Genomic DNA, 16,139 nt, shown 5'->3' on the forward strand with positions numbered 1-16,139 from the left:
CTTAAGTGAGTGTATGTACACTAATTTGGGTGGTACCGCGGGAGAAAGATACCTCTCGTCCCATATCGGGATGAGAGGTTTTTTTATTTCCCAACTTATGGAAGAAAGATTGTAATTTAAAGGAGGTCTTGTGATGGCGTTTCCGCACAAAGAGATTGAGAAAAAGTGGCAAAAGTATTGGGAAGAGAACAAAACATTTAAAACAGTTGACGATGATTCCAAACCGAAATTTTATGCATTAGACATGTTCCCGTATCCGTCTGGTGCGGGCTTACACGTTGGTCACCCGGAAGGATACACGGCAACGGATATTCTTTCCCGCATGAAGCGCATGCAAGGGTACAACGTATTGCATCCAATGGGGTGGGATGCGTTCGGCCTTCCAGCTGAGCAGTATGCCCTTGATACAGGAAATGATCCAGCAGAATTTACAAAGAAAAACATCGATAACTTCCGTCGTCAAATTAAATCACTCGGATTTTCTTACGACTGGGACCGAGAAATAAATACGACAGATCCTAATTACTATAAATGGACACAATGGATTTTCTTAAAGCTTTATGAAAAAGGATTAGCCTACATTGATGAAGTACCGGTCAACTGGTGTCCTGCTCTTGGAACCGTATTAGCGAACGAAGAAGTCATTGATGGAAAAAGTGAACGAGGCGGTCACCCAGTTGAGCGTCGTCCAATGAAACAGTGGATGTTAAAAATTACAGAGTATGCAGACCGTTTACTAGAAGATTTAGAAGAACTTGACTGGCCAGAAAGCATTAAAGAAATGCAACGTAACTGGATTGGCCGTTCAGAAGGGGCAGAAGTAACATTCCAAATCGACGGTCACGACGAAACGTTTACTGTTTTTACTACTCGTCCAGATACGCTATTTGGGGCAACATACTGTGTACTTGCACCAGAGCATCCGTTAGTAAAGAAAATCACCACTCCAGAGCAACAAGTAGCGGTAGAATCTTACTTAGATCAAATTAAATCAAAAAGTGATTTAGAACGTACCGATTTAGCCAAAGAAAAAACGGGCGTCTTTACGGGTGCGTATGCAGTGAATCCAGCGAGCGGTAAAAAAATGCCGATTTGGATTGCTGATTACGTGTTAATGAGCTACGGTACAGGTGCGATTATGGCAGTTCCTGCTCATGATGAGCGCGACTATGAGTTTGCGAAAAAGTTTGACCTGCCAATGATTGAAGTTGTGGCGGGAGGTAACATCGAAAAAGAAGCTTATACTGGTGATGGCGAACATATTAATTCTGAGTTTTTAAATGGTTTGAACAAAGAAGAAGCGATTGAAAAAATGATTCAATGGCTTGAAGAAAAAGGAATCGGTGAGAAGAAAGTTACGTATCGCCTTCGTGACTGGCTGTTTAGCCGTCAGCGCTATTGGGGAGAGCCAATTCCTATTATTCATTGGGAAGATGGAACAATGTCGACAGTTCCTGAAGAAGAACTTCCGTTAACGTTACCAAAAACAGATGAAATTAAACCTTCTGGGACAGGCGAATCACCATTAGCGAATATTGACGAGTGGGTGAACGTAGTCGACCCGAAAACCGGTAAGAAAGGTCGTCGGGAAACAAATACGATGCCACAATGGGCAGGTAGTTGCTGGTACTACTTACGTTATATTGATCCGCATAACGACCAAGCATTAGCAGATCCAGAAAAATTAAAGAAATGGCTACCTGTTGATATTTACATCGGTGGTGCTGAACATGCGGTACTGCATTTACTATACGCTCGTTTCTGGCACAAAGTATTGTACGACCTCGGTGTGGTTCCGACAAAAGAACCGTTCCAAAAGCTATTTAACCAAGGAATGATTCTTGGGGAAAACAACGAAAAAATGAGTAAATCAAAAGGGAACGTTGTAAACCCAGATGAAATAGTAGAAAGCCATGGTGCAGATACGCTTCGCCTTTATGAAATGTTTATGGGTCCTCTAGAAGCGTCCGTAGCATGGTCTACAAAAGGACTTGACGGTGCTCGTCGTTTCCTTGACCGTGTATGGCGCCTCATTGTGAATGAAGATGGTTCACTATCTGAAAAAGTGGTTGATGGCGACAACAAAGCATTAGATAAAGTGTATCATCAAACAGTGAAAAAGGTATCGGAGGACTTCGAAAACCTTCGCTTCAACACAGCGATTTCCCAAATGATGGTATTCATTAACGAAGCCTATAAAGCAGACACGCTTCCAAAAGCATATGTGGAAGGATTTGTGAAATTACTATCACCAATTTGTCCACATATTGCCGAAGAGCTTTGGGAAAAACTTGGTCATAACGACACGATTACGTATGAACCATGGCCAACGTACGACGAGTCTAAACTTGTCGATAACGAAGTAGAAATCGTCCTACAAGTAAACGGAAAGGTTCGTTCGAAAATGATGGTGTCTCGCGATGCGACTCGCGAACAACTAGAAGAGCTTGCCCTTCAAGATGAAAAAATTAAAGAACTTATCGAAGGAAAAACGGTACGCAAAGTCATTGCTGTACCTGGTAAGTTAGTGAACATTGTCGCAAACTAAATGAAAGAGGGTAGGATGATGGAAGAAATCCAAATTATCACTCCGGAAGAGCTAAAAGAAAAATTAGCAGCTGGCGAAGAATTACATTTAGTAGATGTTCGTGAACATGAAGAAGTAGCGGAAGGAAAAATTCCACAAGCGAAGCACATCCCAATGGGGGAAATTCCTAATTCGTTAGACCAGTTTGACAAAGATAAAGAATATATCTTCATTTGTCGCTCTGGACGCCGTAGTGAAAACGTCTGCTATTATTTACAAGAGCTAGGCTACAAAGTCCGTAACATGGTGGGCGGCATGCTTGAATGGACAGGCGACGTGGAGTAATTCGCTGGAAGGAAAGAACCGGGGACGTTTACCCGGTTCTTTTTTATTATAAAATAATCGAAATATTTTGAAATGAAGGTATGTTATAACAGAAAAATGGAGAAGGTGATTTTAGAGGAGGTAGAGTGAGGAATGATTCAAGTCAAACTCTTTGACTATGAGCACGAAAAAGATTTGGAGCAGGAGATGAATGAGTTTTTGCAAGAATTAGATGAAAGACAAATTATTGATATTAAATACAATGTAGCAGCCCTTGTTGACCCTGATGAAGAACAGATCTATTGTTTTACAGGGATGATTATTTATAGGGAGAAAAAATCATGAGGAAGAACAGTAGTTTGATAGTATGTGTTCTTCCTACATTTTTTATCTTGAGAAAGTGGACAACGACCCAAGGGAAGAGGACACTTATCAGGGGAAAGAGGACCACCCCTAAGAGAAACTGGACACATTTCGTGAAAAAGCAGAGTATCTGTTCACATTCCCAATGAATGTGAACAGAACTCCGTAACATTTAGCATTTATCACTACTTTTTGCCCACAACGTAATCAATTGTTGCTATTCAACGCCGCATTCATTCCGGCTAAGCGACCGGTAACAAGGGCAGCGGTAATATTGTATCCTCCCGTGTAGCCATGAATGTCTAAAATTTCCCCGCAAAAATAAAGTCCTTTTATCAGTTTAGATGCCATCGTTTTTGGTTCGATTTCTTTAACGGATACACCACCACCCGTGACGAACGCTTTTTCAATCGGTAACGTACCGTTGACTTGGAAGTCGAACTGTTTACATAAAGAAACAAACTGCCGCAGCTTATCTTTCGGAATGGTTGCACCTTGGGCATCAGGGTCGATGTCACTTTTTTTAATTAAAAATAGTAAGTAACGTTCAGGTAACATTCCTTTTAACATGTTTTTCACACTTTTTCGTCCGTCTTCTTTCATGCGGCGAATAACGTCTTGGAAAAGCTGTTCTTCGTTACGATCTGGTAAGGCATCAATACGCATGGTTACGTGCGATAAATTCCACTTTTTCATCGCCTGGACGACAAATTGGCTGCATCGTAACACCGCCGGTCCGGAAATGCCAAAATGGGTAAAAATCATATCCATCCGATGGGTCACTAGAGGTTTTCCTTTCGGATTTAATACACTAAGTGCAATGTCTCTTAACGATAATCCTTGTAGCACTTTTTGTTGAATAAACTCCTCATCCGATGTGACAGGGACTTCGGTTGGAAACAGTTCCGTTACCGTATGGCCCGCTTTTTCTGCCCAGGCATAGCCATCGCCTGTTGAGCCAGTGTGTGGTACCGATTTTCCACCGACCGCGACAATTACCGATGAACAGGATAAAATTTTACCGCTTTGTAATTGAACTCCTACTGTTTGTCCATTGTCGTATAACACATCAGCGACCGGACAATTTGTTCGAATGTCCACCCCTAACTCTTGTAGTCTGCGCAGGAGGGCGTCAACAACAGACTGTGCTTTATCGGTGACAGGAAACATTCGACCGTGATCTTCTTCCTTCAATTGAATCCCTAAGTTTTCGAAAAAACGAATAATGTCTTCATTATTAAAAATAGAAAAGGCGCTGTACAAAAATCGCCCATTTCCTGGTATATGCTTAACAATATCTTCCACAGGGAGGCGGTTCGTCACATTGCATCTTCCCCCACCGGAAATGGCTAACTTTCGACCTAATTTATTTCCTTTATCAACAAGCAGCACTTTCGCTCCATGTTCTCCTGCAGCGATGGCGGCCATTAAACCAGATGGGCCACCGCCAATGACAATTACATCGTACTTCATATTGTTCACCATCTTTTGTAAAAATGTGTGTTCGAATTGATTACAAAAACCAACCTTAATTTTATAAGTCTTAGCCTAAAAGATGCAATCATTCATAAAAAAATTGTCTTTCTTATGTTGAAGATGTAAACTACTGATAGTGTTTTTTCTAAAAGACTCGCGTAGGATGTGGAGTAACATGTCATCAAAATTAGTACGGGGAACGTTTCTACTTACGTTAGGAAGTTTTATCTCCAAATTTCTCGGAATAATATATTTAATTCCGTTTTATCAAATCATCGGTGGGGCGGGACCTGCAGCATTATATATGTTCGGGTATACACCTTATACGATCTTTATAAGTATAGCAACCGCGGGAGTTCCGCTAGCTATTTCCAAATTTATTTCTAAATATAACGCTCTTGAGGAGTATGAAGTGAGCCGACAGTTATTTAAAACTGGCTTATTACTTATGAGTATAACGGGGCTTGTATCATTTTTATTGATGTATTCATTGGCACCGGTTTTCGCCTCGATAGTCTTACCGGAAAATAATAAAGTCTACACAGTAGCTGATGTTACCACTGTCATTCGGGCCGTTAGTTTTGCCCTTCTACTTGTACCAATCATGAGTGCGATTCGTGGTTTTTTTCAAGGACATCAATCGATGGGACCAACTGCTGTATCACAAGTAGTGGAGCAAATTGTGCGGATCGCATTCTTACTAGTCGGTACATACGTTGTTCTTCGCATCATGGACGGTGAGATGGTGACTGCAATTAGTGTGGCAACTTTTGCGGCCTTTGTGGGAGCGGCGGCAAGCTTAGCTGTTTTAGTTGTGTACTGGGTGAAACGAAAGCCTTATTTGGATGAATTACTCACGAAAAGCAAAGGACAACTAAACCCGTCGATTCCGAATTTGTTAAAAGAAATGATGATGTCTGCGATTCCTTTTATAGTCGTTGGGATTGCGATGTCTTTATATCAACTCGTAGACCAATCTACTTTTCTGCATGCGATGAGACTAAGTGATGTGAATGATGAAACGGCAAAAAACGCGCTTGGTGTAATGAACTTTACAACACATAAACTCGTTGTCCTTCCTGTCACGTTTGCGACTGCTTTCTCGCTTACACTAGTTCCTCTTATTACAGAATCATACGTTAATCAAGAGCGAGAAAAGTTAGTTCACAACTTGAATCAAGCGTTTCAGATGTTGCTATTTATTACGGTTCCTGCCGTAGTAAGTTTAGTCGTTCTAGCTGAGCCGATTTATGCCGTCTTTTATGAACAAAGTGAATTCGGTTCCCACATTTTAGCTGTGTATGCGCCAGTTGGCTTACTTTTTGGTGGGTTTTCCGTCACAGCGGCGATTTTACAAGGAATTAACCGACAACGATTTACACTGTTAAGCTTTCTTGTAGGTTTTATTACAAAAATTGTGTTAAACGTTCCGCTTATTTATTTGTTCCGAACTGAAGGAGCGATTTGGGCTACAGCCATTGGTTACGGAATAAGTGTTTCGTTGAATTTGTGGGCTATTAAACACTTTGCCCATTACTCGTTTACGTTAGTTATGCGCCGAGCCATCTTTATTTCGGCAATGAATGTCATCATGGGAATCGCAGCATTCGTCAGTTTAAAGCTCATCAGTCCGCTCTTCCATTTTTCGAGTAAATTTCAGTCGTTGATTGTTGTTTGTATCGCTGGAACCATCGCAGTTCTCGTCTACGTATATATCGGGTTAAGGTCCAAACTTATGGATCGATTGTTCGGGCAGAAAGTTACGAAATTACGAAATAAATTAAAAGCTTTTGGTTAATGGAGGAACATATGAGAATTGATAAAATATTAGCCAATATGGGTTATGGCAGCCGAAAAGAAGTAAAAAAAATGTTAAAGGATGGGGCAGTCAAAGTAAATGGCACTGCTATCACGGATGCCAAAACGCATGTTAATCCAGAAGAAGATACAATTGAAATATTTGGGGAAGAAATTCGTTATCGTAAATTTATTTACTTAATGATGAATAAACCGGCAGGCGTCATTTCGGCCACAGAAGACTTCTCCGAACAAACGGTAGTGGACTTGTTAGAAGTGGAAGATGCAGTTTTTGATCCATTTCCGGTTGGTAGATTAGATAAAGATACGGAAGGCTTATTACTGTTGACGAATGATGGGCAACTGGCTCATCAACTTTTGTCTCCGAAAAAACATGTCCCCAAAACGTATTTTGCTATTATTGAAGGGGAAGTCACTGACGAAGATGTTGTGGCATTCAAACAAGGGGTCATGCTTGATGATGGGTATGTTACGAAACCAGCCGAACTAAAAATTCTATCCTCAGGTCTCCGTTCCACGATTGAACTAACGATTACGGAAGGAAAATTCCATCAAGTTAAACGAATGTTCCAAGCGGTTGGGAAACGGGTAAAGTATTTGAAAAGGATTCAAATGGGACCGCTTCCTTTGGACGAATCGTTACAATTAGGAGAGTATCGGGAGTTAACGGATGAAGAGGTCCAAATGCTGAAGGAATATAAACGTGAGGGTTAATAGCCCTTTTATCTTAAAGAAAATGTCATTTATAGCTATTGAAAAAACAAAGAAGGCTGACGAATCATCAAGTGATCATTCGTCAGCCTATTTTATATGTTAAGCATCTAGCTAGTTTATTGATCTTAAGAAGACATTTTAACTTTTCTGTTTGTTGTTGTCCATTTGCCACGACTTGGGCTTTTCACCAAGTTGTTGTATGCTAACACATTCAAATCTCTTTGAATGGTGCGAGGAGTGATACCAAATTCATCTACAAGTTCCTGAGTTGTCACCGTACCATTTTCTTTAATAAACATGTAGACGGCTTTGATACGAGTAAGCATACGGTTTGTTGAAGGTTTCAAAAAACCACTCCCTCATCTTTATTCCATAGGCAAGGACGACGGACGACACCTCTCGTTGAATTAATCTTCAACAAACTATATGTAATTTTTGTTAGGCAGACAACTCCTTTACATAACAATATTGTCATTAGATGTCTGACAATTCTTATTTTACCGTTCTCCATGAAAAAATTCTAGTAAAAAGCGAAAATTTACAAAAATTTTATTCAGTGTACAGATTTTAACTATTTTAGGAAAACTTTCTTCACGTTCAGTATATGTATTTTTTAGGTAATTATGTTTGACTTGACGTTGACATTTATTTTATTCGAGAGGATGATAAGGGTACAATAATGACATATGAAAAAGAGGGAGGGTGTACATATGACTATTCATTGGATGGAAGAAGTGGAGAAACGAAAAGACGATTTAATACACGATTTACAACGACTGTTACAAATCCGTAGCGTTCGAAATGAAGAAACCGCTTCTCTGGATGCTCCGCTAGGAAAAGAGGTAAAACAAGCACTACAATTTATGTTAGACTTAGGGGAAAAAGATGGTTTCCAAACGAAAAATGTTGATCATTTAGCGGGACATATAGAGTTTGGGGAAGGGGGAGACTTACTAGGAATTTTATGCCATGTAGACGTTGTCCCTGAAGGAGATGGCTGGAGCGTTGATCCGTTCAAAGGGGAAATAAAGGACGGAAAAATTTTTGCTCGCGGTGCCATTGATGACAAAGGACCAACGATAGCTGCGTATTATGCTATGAAAATTGTGAAAGAGTTAGGACTCCCGTTGGAAAAACGGGTGCGGATGATTATAGGTACGGATGAAGAAAGTGACTGGCGATGTGTAAAGCATTATTTCCAAAAAGAAGAAATGCCGACGATCGGTTTTGCGCCTGATGCCGATTTTCCGATCATTCATGCGGAAAAAGGGATTTGTGACTTCGATTTTATTCAAGCGAAAGAATGGACAGACGATGAAGGGGCATCCGTTCAACTCCTGTCCTTCCACTCCGGAAGAAGATATAATATGGTGCCTGATTTTGCTGAAGCGAAGTTAGTCGTACAAGAAGGTTCTACCGAACTTATCCAACAGTTTCAATTGTATATGAAAGATCACAAACTAGTAGGAAAAGCCTTTATCGATAATGGGGAATTAACATTGCAATTAGAAGGGGTCTCTGCCCATGGTATGGAACCGAATAACGGAAGAAATGCGGGCATATATTTAGCTAACTTTTTATCTTCGTTTTCACTTGATCGTTATGGTGCTCATTACGTGCAATGGATTACCGACTACTTTTACGAAGATTCCCGTGGGAAGAAGCTTGGGATTTCTTACGCTGATGACATAACTGGCGATGTAACGTTAAATGTAGGAAAAATGGAATACAAAAAAGGAGAACGAGGGCGGATTGGGGTAAATATGCGCTATCCAGTTACGTTTTCTTACGAGGAAGGAATGAAAACCATTCACCAAAAAGCGCAGGAAGAAGACTTTATTGTAGAAGTTATCGATCATTCTCCACCGCATCATGTGGCCAAAGACCATGAGCTCATTCAAACATTACGACACGTGTACGAACAACATACCGGTGATCGGTCCGAGCCATTAGCCATTGGTGGTGCGACGTATGCTCGTTCACTGAAGTCTGGGGTGGCGTTTGGAGCGTTGTTCCCGGGAAGAGAAGATGTTGCCCACCAAAAAGACGAGTACATGTTTATTGAAGACTTATTAAAAGCGACCGGAATTTATGCACACGCTATTTATGAACTTGCTGGGAAAAAATCATAATTGTTTTTACACTTTAAAAGGGGAGAGGAACATGGAGAAAGTGATTGTGAATGGACAATGGGTCGACCGACAAGCGGCAGTCGTCGATGTGGAAGACCGTGGATATCAATTTGGTGATGGCATTTATGAAGTGATTCGAGTGTATAACGGTAAATTATTTCAAGCCGCTCCCCATTTGCAGCGACTTGTAGAAAGTGCGAAAAAAATTGGTATTGAACTTCCGTTTCAACTAGATGACCTATTACAAAAAATGAACCAGTTAATAAAAGAGAACAGTTTAGAACTTGGAATTGTGTATTTGCAAGTAACAAGAGGAGTTTCTCTTCGTCAGCACGCTTTTCCGAAAGAAAAAGTGAAACCTAGCCTTGTCATGTATACACGGAGTTATCCTCGGCCGGAAAAAGAAATGGAGCAAGGGGTCAAAGCTCATTTAGTGGACGATATTCGTTGGCTGCGTTGCGATATTAAAAGCTTAAACCTACTTGGCAGCGTCTTAGCGAAACAGCAAGCAAGTGAACGTGGGTGTATGGAAGCGATTATGCATAGGGATAACGTGGTTACGGAAGGTTCGTCGTCCAATGTTTTTATTGTTAAAGAAGGAACCATTATCACCCATCCAGCTACCAACCTCATTTTAAATGGCATTACTCGACAAACAGTGCTGCAAATTTGTGAAGCGAAACAATGGGCGGTGGAAGAACGAGCGTTTACAACGGAAGAGTTGCTCACCGCTGACGAGGTGTTCATCACAAGTACGACCTCTGAAGTTATGCCGGTGATTGCCATTGATGAACATCCTATTGGGGAAGGAACACCTGGTCCGATTACCCAGATGTTACAAGCGATTATCGATGAAGAAATACAGCGAGAATGCAAGTAATTTAAGCCCTGTTTGGTACAACCAAACGGGGCTTTTCTATCGCTCATAAAAATTTTACGATTCGAACTGGAATAAATCGCTAGATAAATACCTTTCACCCGTATCGCACGCAATACAAACAACAACATCATCCGGAGTTAACGTTTTCGCTACTTGAATAGCAGCGAAACAAGCGGCGCCTGAAGATGGTCCGACTAAAATTCCTTCTTGGGACGCCATTTGCCGTGCAGTCTCATACGCTTCTTCATCTTGAATGCGATGAATGTGATCATACACGTTTTGGTTTAAAATCGGTGGGATAAACCCTGGGCTTGTCCCAACTAGTTTGTGTTTTCCTGGCTTTCCTCCTGATAACACCGGTGAACCTGCCGGCTCTACAACATGAATTTGTAAGTCCGGATAATGTTCTTTTAACACTTCTCCCGTCCCGGTAATCGTCCCCCCCGTACCAGCAGTGGCCACAAATGCTGTTAAATCTTTTCCAATAATATTCATGGCTTCAATAATTTCTAGAGCCGTTGATTTTCGATGGGCGTTTGGGTTCGCTTCGTTTTCAAATTGCATTGGCATAAAACTATTTGGGATGCTTGCTGCTAATTCTTGAGCTTTCAGAATCGCTCCCGGCATTTTTTCGTCACCTGGCGTTAAGACCACTTCTGCTCCGTACGCTTTCAATAAATTAATTCTCTCCTGGGTCATGGTATCAGGCATGACTAAAATCGCTTTATACCCACGTGCCGCGGCATTCATTGCTAGACCAATACCGGTATTTCCACTCGTTGGTTCAATGATTGTTGCTCCTGGTTTTAGTTTGCCAGCCTTTTCAGCTTCCACAATCATGTTAAAGGCAGCACGGTCCTTTACACTTTTACTTGGATTATAAAATTCTAATTTTACATATATCGTCGCACCATTTTTTGGTGCGATGCGGTTCAATTTCACGAGTGGTGTATCGCCGATTAATTCTGCGATATTATTTACAACCTTCATCCAACAGCCTCCTTATTTTCACAATATATTCATAATGATACCTGTTGGACGACATCCAATCAAATATACGTACTTCCGATAATATTTGGTAAAATAGAAAGTAAGATTTGGTAAAGTAGGAGGAGCGTATGAATCACTCATTTCATTATTTTTTCGCTTTGTCACTACCATCGAATATAAAAGAACAAATCCGTGAATGGATGAATTCATATAAAACAGAGTTATCCTTCTATAAATGGGTTCATCAGGAAGACTATCATTTAACATTAGCCTTTTTAGGTGCGGCTACGGACGATCAGCTATATAATGTGACTTCCAAAATGGAAGAAGCACTTGCCATGATTCCGTCATTTCCGCTCACCATTTCTCATCTTGGCACGTTTGGAAATCAACCATCGCCACGTATTTTTTGGATTGGAGTAAACGAAGACGAACGGTTACATCAAATACGTGAAAAAGTGTATCAAGTGTGTGAACAGGTCGGTTTTCCATTGGACAAACGACCGTTCCGCCCACATATCACAGTGGCACGAAAGTGGATAGGCAATCACCCGTTTTCAATCAAACTTGTTCAACAAACTCCTTCCAAAACAATGGATTGGACGTTTCAGGCTGACACGGTCACGTTGTATCGAACCCATATGAACCGGCTGCCTAAATACGAAGCCGTTTGGCAGAAGAAACTATCATTTTCATGACAAGAAATTTTTACGTTCATACAGGATTGTTGCTCGTAGAAAGGAAAGGGATGAATGGATGGCACAATTAATTAAACTACAAGACTATGTTTCCCGTTACGAGATTGATATTTTCAAGTATCCCATTCAATTCGTTCGTTTGAAAAAACAGCATTGGACAAAAGTGTTCGACCTATGGAAAAATGGGTATCTTCATGAGCCAGTCGAATCGTGTGAATGGGAAGAACAAGAAAACGATGAAAAAAAAACGTGGAAGAATCGATTGTTTCATTTGTTCAAACGGGAAAAAGAAGAGGAAGAACGTGATCATGCAGTTGATATGAGGAGAGAAGAGGAGTTTGCCTTTGATTCTAGCCGTGCGGAAGCCATTACTTCTGAACAAGAGTTAAAACAACATTTTCTCGATCAGCTATTTCATTTTCAACTCAAATGGGCGAGTTCGACCTTCTCAGAAAAATCGTACGTTGATTTAAGCTATTACAGTGATGAAACGTTACGATTTTTATTACAGCGTTTTCCGGATACGGTGTTACTGATGTATCATCCAGTATTTAAATTAAAAAAAGCACCGGTCGATTTGGAAGTTTTACTAATTACTCCGACGCATTTATGGTGTATCACGTTTTTAGAAGAAGAGAACGAAGCTACATTTGTTGGCTCAAAAGATCGATTTTGGGTGAAAAAATGGACGGATACGGAGAAAAAAGTATTGAATCCACTCATTTCACTTAATCGGATGGAGCATATTGTTACCTCTATCTTTAAAAAAGCTAGTGTAGAATTACCGATTCAAAAAGCTGTTATTTGTCGAAATGGTTATATTGATTACCCAACGACACCTTATGATGTAAAACTGATTGATAAACGAGTATTTGACGAATGGTTTCAGCATATGCGAACCGTTCGTTCCCCGTTAAAACATATGCAATTAAAAGGGGCAAAAAGCTTACTCGACTATTGTCATACCACTTCTTTCAAAAGAAATTCAGCTGTATTAGATATGGATATTGTAGAACATTGGGATGAAGAGGAACTAGAACAATGAAGAAGCTCATATTTATCGTGAATCCGAAAGCAAAAAACGGGAAAGCCCTTGGTACGTGGCGGAAGGTAAAAGCTCGATTAGATGCTCGAAACGTTCCGTACGAAGCGTATTTTACCAAGTATCCAAACCATAGCCCACGTTTAGTAAAAGAGATTTTAGCCCATCATAAATTGCAGCAAACAGTCATTGTCGCCATCGGAGGAGACGGGACGGTCCATGAAGCCATCAATGGCTTAGTCGGTTCGGAAAATGTCGCATTTACTACTATTCCTGCAGGGTCAGGAAACGATTTTGCCAGAGGGTTTCATCTCTCATTTGATGTAAAACAAGCAACTGATCAGATTTTGCAACTGCTACATACCGACGGTCAACCTGTTGATATTGGGGAATATAAATGTTCTCAGTACCAAAAAGGGTATTTTGTGAATAATATAGGAGCAGGACTCGACGCGCTTATTGCCAAAAAGGCCAATGAGTCTCGCTTAAAAAAATGGTTAAATAAGTTAAATGTTGGAAATCTTATATATGTATTTTATTTTTTAAAAGAAATTATGACATATCGCCCGGTTCATGTACGAATTACTGTTGATGAAACCGAATACGAATTTTCAAATACTTGGCTCGTAGCGGTATGTAATCAACCATACTATGGGGGAGGAATGAAAATATCCCCTCAATCCAACTATAACGATGGATTGTTAGATTTAGTCGTCATCAGTAATATTCCCCGTTATCAACTGATTACCCTTTTTGCGAGCGTTTTCTGGGGCGGACATACGGGGTTAGACGGTGTGACCGTACTGAGGGGAAAAGAGTTTCATATTGAGAGTGAACGACCACTATTCATCCAGGCTGATGGAGAAACGGTAGGGAATACCCCTTTTCATGTTCGCTGTCGATCGAAGGCGTGGACGTTATTACGATAAAAAAAGTAGGTGTGAGGAATGAGTGGTGTGAACCGTTTTTTTCAAGCATATTTAGACGACATCTCGACCATTACGATTTTATTGCCATTTGATTATTTTGGCGGTCATTCTTCCACCTTTACCTTAAAGCAAGATCACCAAACAGTTCCGCTATCAATTGAACAAATTCATCATTTACACGATGCTATCAAATATGTTTGTAAATGTCCGATCACTCCATCATTTTGGAAAACGGTATATGTCATGGATGAAAGAGGCATTAAAACCGATTTACAAATCGGTGCTGTCATTCGAACAGCTATATTTGATGAAATGTTTTATTACGATGGAGATGATTTAGGGGCAAATTATCATCCGGAAGAAACCACTTTTAAAGTATGGGCGCCGACGGCTACGGAGGCGACCCTTATTATAAAAAAAGACGTATTCAGTGAAGAAGAACTGGTACCAATGACACGTAAGGAGCGGGGGGTTTGGCAAGCGATCGTTTCAGGAGATGTAGAAACATATCTATATCAATACGAGGTGTGCGTAAATCAAGTTCGAAATCGCGTGGTAGACCCATACGCCAAATCGGTTTCGTTAAATAGCGAATGGGGCTATGTCGTGGATATGAAAAAAACGAAAAGGCCTGTAGTTTCACTTCCACCTTTATCCTCCCCATTAGACTCCATCATTTATGAGATGCACGTCCGTGATTTCACGAAACATCCGAATAGCGGTATTTTAAAAAAAGGAAAATATTTAGGAGTAATTGAAAAAGATCGACAAGGAAAAGGCGGTTCGAAAACTGGTCTCGATTATTTAAAAGAATTAGGAGTCACACATGTGGAGTTGTTACCAGTAAATGATTTTGCTGGAGTGAGTGATGATCAACCTGACAAGCAGTATAATTGGGGATATAATCCGCTCTTTTTTAATTGTCCGGAAGGAAGTTATGCTACAAATCCATCCCATCCGTACAATCGAATTGTGGAATTAAAGGAAATGATTCATACGTTACAACAAGAAGGTATCCGCATCATTCTCGATGTCGTGTATAACCACGTTTATTTGCGTGAAGAGTCTTCTTTTGAGAAGCTTGTACCAGGGTATTATTTTCGCCATGATGCGTACGGTCATCCAGCTAACGGCACTGGTGTAGGCAATGATTTTGCTTCCGAACGGTTAATGGCACGTAAATTTATTTTAGACTCGGTTTCTTTTTGGTTAAATGAATATCATGTGAATGGCTTTCGGTTTGATTTAATGGGCATTTTAGATGTAGAAACGATGCAGGAAATAAGAAAACTAGCCGATCAATATGATTCGTCCATCCTTTTAATAGGGGAAGGATGGGATTTACCAACCCCGCTTCCATCGGAACAAAAAGCATCAATGAACAACCATGAAAAGTTACCAGGCATCGGATTTTTTAATGATCGTTTTCGAGATGTGGTAAAAGGAAGCTCTTTTGATTTAAATCATCGCGGTGTAGCGCTTGGAAATACCTCTAGTTTAGATGATGCGATTGAAGTGTTTACAGGAAGTGTAGGATATAAGCAAAACGGTCTTTTTTCATCCCCAACACAAACGGTCAATTATGTTGAGTGTCATGATAACCATACATTATGGGACAAATTGATTCATATTTTTTCGGAAAATGATAAATGGCTAGAACAACGCCACCGACTAGCAACATCGTTTGTACTTCTTGCTCAAGGTATCCCGTTTTTGCATAGCGGACAAGAATTTTTTCGGACAAAATACGGAGACGGAAATAGCTATAAAAGTCCAGATGAGGTGAACTGGTTAGATTGGGACCGTATGGAACAAAAGAAAGAGAATGTAGAATATGTAAAAGGGCTCATTCGTTTACGAAAAAGTCACGGAGCTTTTCGGTTATCAACTAAAGAATTGATTCAATATCATTTAGATGTAGAGGCGATTGATGGTACGTTGACCGCTTATTTTAAACAAGTAGGTGCGTACGGAAAGTGGGAATATTTGTATTTGATTATTCATCCCCTTGAATGGGAGCGGGAGTTCGTCTTGCCAAATCAACGCAAATGGTATTTAATTAGTGACGGAACAACGTTTTTTTCCACACCGGTTCCATGGACAAAAGAGGTATATCAAGTACCTCCTGTACGATGTGTCATTTTCGGTGGAAATAAATAAGATTGTCGAAAATTGAACCTACTTGACGAGGAGAGTCTATTAGAGATAAAATTTATTGAGATAGCTATTGTCGTGTTTGTCGAAAA

14 protein-coding genes and 1 other annotated feature (1 of these 15 only partly in view) are annotated in these 16,139 nt (G+C 40.4%); of the genes, 11 read left to right on the forward strand and 3 right to left on the reverse strand.

The window, feature by feature from the left end; all coding sequences use genetic code 11:
- Nucleotides 1–66: a binding site (T-box leader), on the forward strand (it extends 156 nt beyond the left edge of the window).
- A 67-nt stretch (nt 67–133) separates the two neighbouring features.
- From H0Z31_09885 to H0Z31_09895, 3 genes are all read left to right on the forward strand, one after another.
- Nucleotides 134–2,548, forward strand: a complete 2,415-nt coding sequence (locus H0Z31_09885) for a leucine--tRNA ligase (protein ID MBO8177748.1) — start codon at nt 134–136, stop codon at nt 2,546–2,548.
- An 18-nt stretch (nt 2,549–2,566) separates the two neighbouring features.
- Nucleotides 2,567–2,872: a rhodanese-like domain-containing protein gene (locus H0Z31_09890; GenBank protein MBO8177749.1), complete on the forward strand. Its 306-nt coding sequence runs from the start codon at nt 2,567–2,569 to the stop codon at nt 2,870–2,872.
- 132 nt (nt 2,873–3,004) lie between these two features.
- The gene (locus H0Z31_09895; protein MBO8177750.1) at nt 3,005–3,196 is read left to right on the forward strand and encodes a sporulation protein Cse60; all 192 of its coding nucleotides are present in this window, start codon (nt 3,005–3,007) and stop codon (nt 3,194–3,196) included.
- A gap of 225 nt (nt 3,197–3,421) precedes the next feature.
- On the opposite strand, the gene H0Z31_09900 is transcribed toward H0Z31_09895, so the two are convergent.
- A complete protein-coding gene (locus H0Z31_09900; GenBank protein ID MBO8177751.1) occupies nt 3,422–4,687 on the reverse strand; it encodes an NAD(P)/FAD-dependent oxidoreductase in 1,266 nt (421 codons plus the stop codon).
- Between the two features lie 178 nt (nt 4,688–4,865).
- Here H0Z31_09900 and H0Z31_09905 point away from each other — a divergent pair, with 178 nt between their 5' ends.
- Nucleotides 4,866–6,488, forward strand: coding sequence for a polysaccharide biosynthesis protein (locus H0Z31_09905; protein ID MBO8177752.1), 1,623 nt, complete (start codon nt 4,866–4,868; stop codon nt 6,486–6,488).
- 11 nt (nt 6,489–6,499) lie between these two features.
- Nucleotides 6,500–7,222: an rRNA pseudouridine synthase gene (locus H0Z31_09910; GenBank protein ID MBO8177753.1), complete on the forward strand. Its 723-nt coding sequence runs from the start codon at nt 6,500–6,502 to the stop codon at nt 7,220–7,222.
- A gap of 125 nt (nt 7,223–7,347) precedes the next feature.
- On the opposite strand, the gene H0Z31_09915 is transcribed toward H0Z31_09910, so the two are convergent.
- Nucleotides 7,348–7,569 (reverse strand): DeoR/GlpR transcriptional regulator, encoded by a 222-nt coding sequence (locus H0Z31_09915; protein MBO8177754.1) that lies wholly within the window; start codon nt 7,567–7,569, stop codon nt 7,348–7,350.
- A 363-nt stretch (nt 7,570–7,932) separates the two neighbouring features.
- Here H0Z31_09915 and pepV point away from each other — a divergent pair, with 363 nt between their 5' ends.
- Together pepV and dat are read left to right on the forward strand one after the other, a co-directional pair.
- Nucleotides 7,933–9,354 carry a dipeptidase PepV gene (gene pepV, locus H0Z31_09920; GenBank protein MBO8177755.1) on the forward strand — a complete coding sequence of 474 codons (1,422 nt, stop codon included), beginning with the start codon at nt 7,933–7,935 and terminating at the stop codon, nt 9,352–9,354.
- A 31-nt stretch (nt 9,355–9,385) separates the two neighbouring features.
- The gene (dat, locus tag H0Z31_09925; GenBank protein ID MBO8177756.1) at nt 9,386–10,234 is read left to right on the forward strand and encodes a D-amino-acid transaminase; all 849 of its coding nucleotides are present in this window, start codon (nt 9,386–9,388) and stop codon (nt 10,232–10,234) included.
- 54 nt (nt 10,235–10,288) lie between these two features.
- Here dat and cysK read toward each other — a convergent pair whose 3' ends face one another.
- Nucleotides 10,289–11,224 (reverse strand): cysteine synthase A, encoded by a 936-nt coding sequence (gene cysK, locus H0Z31_09930; protein MBO8177757.1) that lies wholly within the window; start codon nt 11,222–11,224, stop codon nt 10,289–10,291.
- A gap of 128 nt (nt 11,225–11,352) precedes the next feature.
- Between cysK and thpR the strand changes: the two genes are divergently transcribed.
- The 4 genes from thpR to pulA are packed head-to-tail and all read left to right on the forward strand — an operon-like array spanning nt 11,353 to nt 16,053.
- On the forward strand, nt 11,353–11,922 hold the full coding sequence (gene thpR, locus H0Z31_09935; protein ID MBO8177758.1) for an RNA 2',3'-cyclic phosphodiesterase: 570 nt from the start codon (nt 11,353–11,355) through the stop codon (nt 11,920–11,922).
- Nucleotides 11,923–11,980: 58 nt separating this feature from the next.
- Nucleotides 11,981–12,967 (forward strand): NERD domain-containing protein, encoded by a 987-nt coding sequence (locus tag H0Z31_09940; GenBank protein MBO8177759.1) that lies wholly within the window; start codon nt 11,981–11,983, stop codon nt 12,965–12,967.
- On the forward strand, nt 12,964–13,893 hold the full coding sequence (locus H0Z31_09945; GenBank protein MBO8177760.1) for a diacylglycerol kinase family lipid kinase: 930 nt from the start codon (nt 12,964–12,966) through the stop codon (nt 13,891–13,893). The genes H0Z31_09940 and H0Z31_09945 overlap by 4 nt, the downstream gene beginning before the upstream one ends.
- A gap of 18 nt (nt 13,894–13,911) precedes the next feature.
- Nucleotides 13,912–16,053, forward strand: coding sequence for a type I pullulanase (pulA, locus tag H0Z31_09950; GenBank protein MBO8177761.1), 2,142 nt, complete (start codon nt 13,912–13,914; stop codon nt 16,051–16,053).
- Nucleotides 16,054–16,139: the final 86 nt, after the last annotated feature.

Origin of the sequence: Bacillus sp. (in: firmicutes), from assembly GCA_017656295.1 — a bacterium.
Classification (GTDB): domain Bacteria; phylum Bacillota; class Bacilli; order Bacillales; family JACDOC01; genus JACDOC01.

Excerpts from the sequence above, each read along its gene's own strand:
- H0Z31_09885 (MBO8177748.1), top strand. The coding sequence starts at position 134 with ATGGCGTTTCCGCACAAAGAGATTGAGAAAAAGTGGCAAAAGTATTGG.
- H0Z31_09890 (MBO8177749.1), top strand. The coding sequence starts at position 2,567 with ATGGAAGAAATCCAAATTATCACTCCGGAAGAGCTAAAAGAAAAATTA.
- H0Z31_09895 (MBO8177750.1), top strand. The coding sequence starts at position 3,005 with ATGATTCAAGTCAAACTCTTTGACTATGAGCACGAAAAAGATTTGGAG.
- H0Z31_09900 (MBO8177751.1), bottom strand. The coding sequence starts at position 4,687 with ATGAAGTACGATGTAATTGTCATTGGCGGTGGCCCATCTGGTTTAATG.
- H0Z31_09905 (MBO8177752.1), top strand. The coding sequence starts at position 4,866 with ATGTCATCAAAATTAGTACGGGGAACGTTTCTACTTACGTTAGGAAGT.
- H0Z31_09910 (MBO8177753.1), top strand. The coding sequence starts at position 6,500 with ATGAGAATTGATAAAATATTAGCCAATATGGGTTATGGCAGCCGAAAA.
- pepV (MBO8177755.1), top strand. The coding sequence starts at position 7,933 with ATGACTATTCATTGGATGGAAGAAGTGGAGAAACGAAAAGACGATTTA.
- dat (MBO8177756.1), top strand. The coding sequence starts at position 9,386 with ATGGAGAAAGTGATTGTGAATGGACAATGGGTCGACCGACAAGCGGCA.
- cysK (MBO8177757.1), bottom strand. The coding sequence starts at position 11,224 with ATGAAGGTTGTAAATAATATCGCAGAATTAATCGGCGATACACCACTC.
- thpR (MBO8177758.1), top strand. The coding sequence starts at position 11,353 with ATGAATCACTCATTTCATTATTTTTTCGCTTTGTCACTACCATCGAAT.
- H0Z31_09940 (MBO8177759.1), top strand. The coding sequence starts at position 11,981 with ATGGCACAATTAATTAAACTACAAGACTATGTTTCCCGTTACGAGATT.
- H0Z31_09945 (MBO8177760.1), top strand. The coding sequence starts at position 12,964 with ATGAAGAAGCTCATATTTATCGTGAATCCGAAAGCAAAAAACGGGAAA.
- pulA (MBO8177761.1), top strand. The coding sequence starts at position 13,912 with ATGAGTGGTGTGAACCGTTTTTTTCAAGCATATTTAGACGACATCTCG.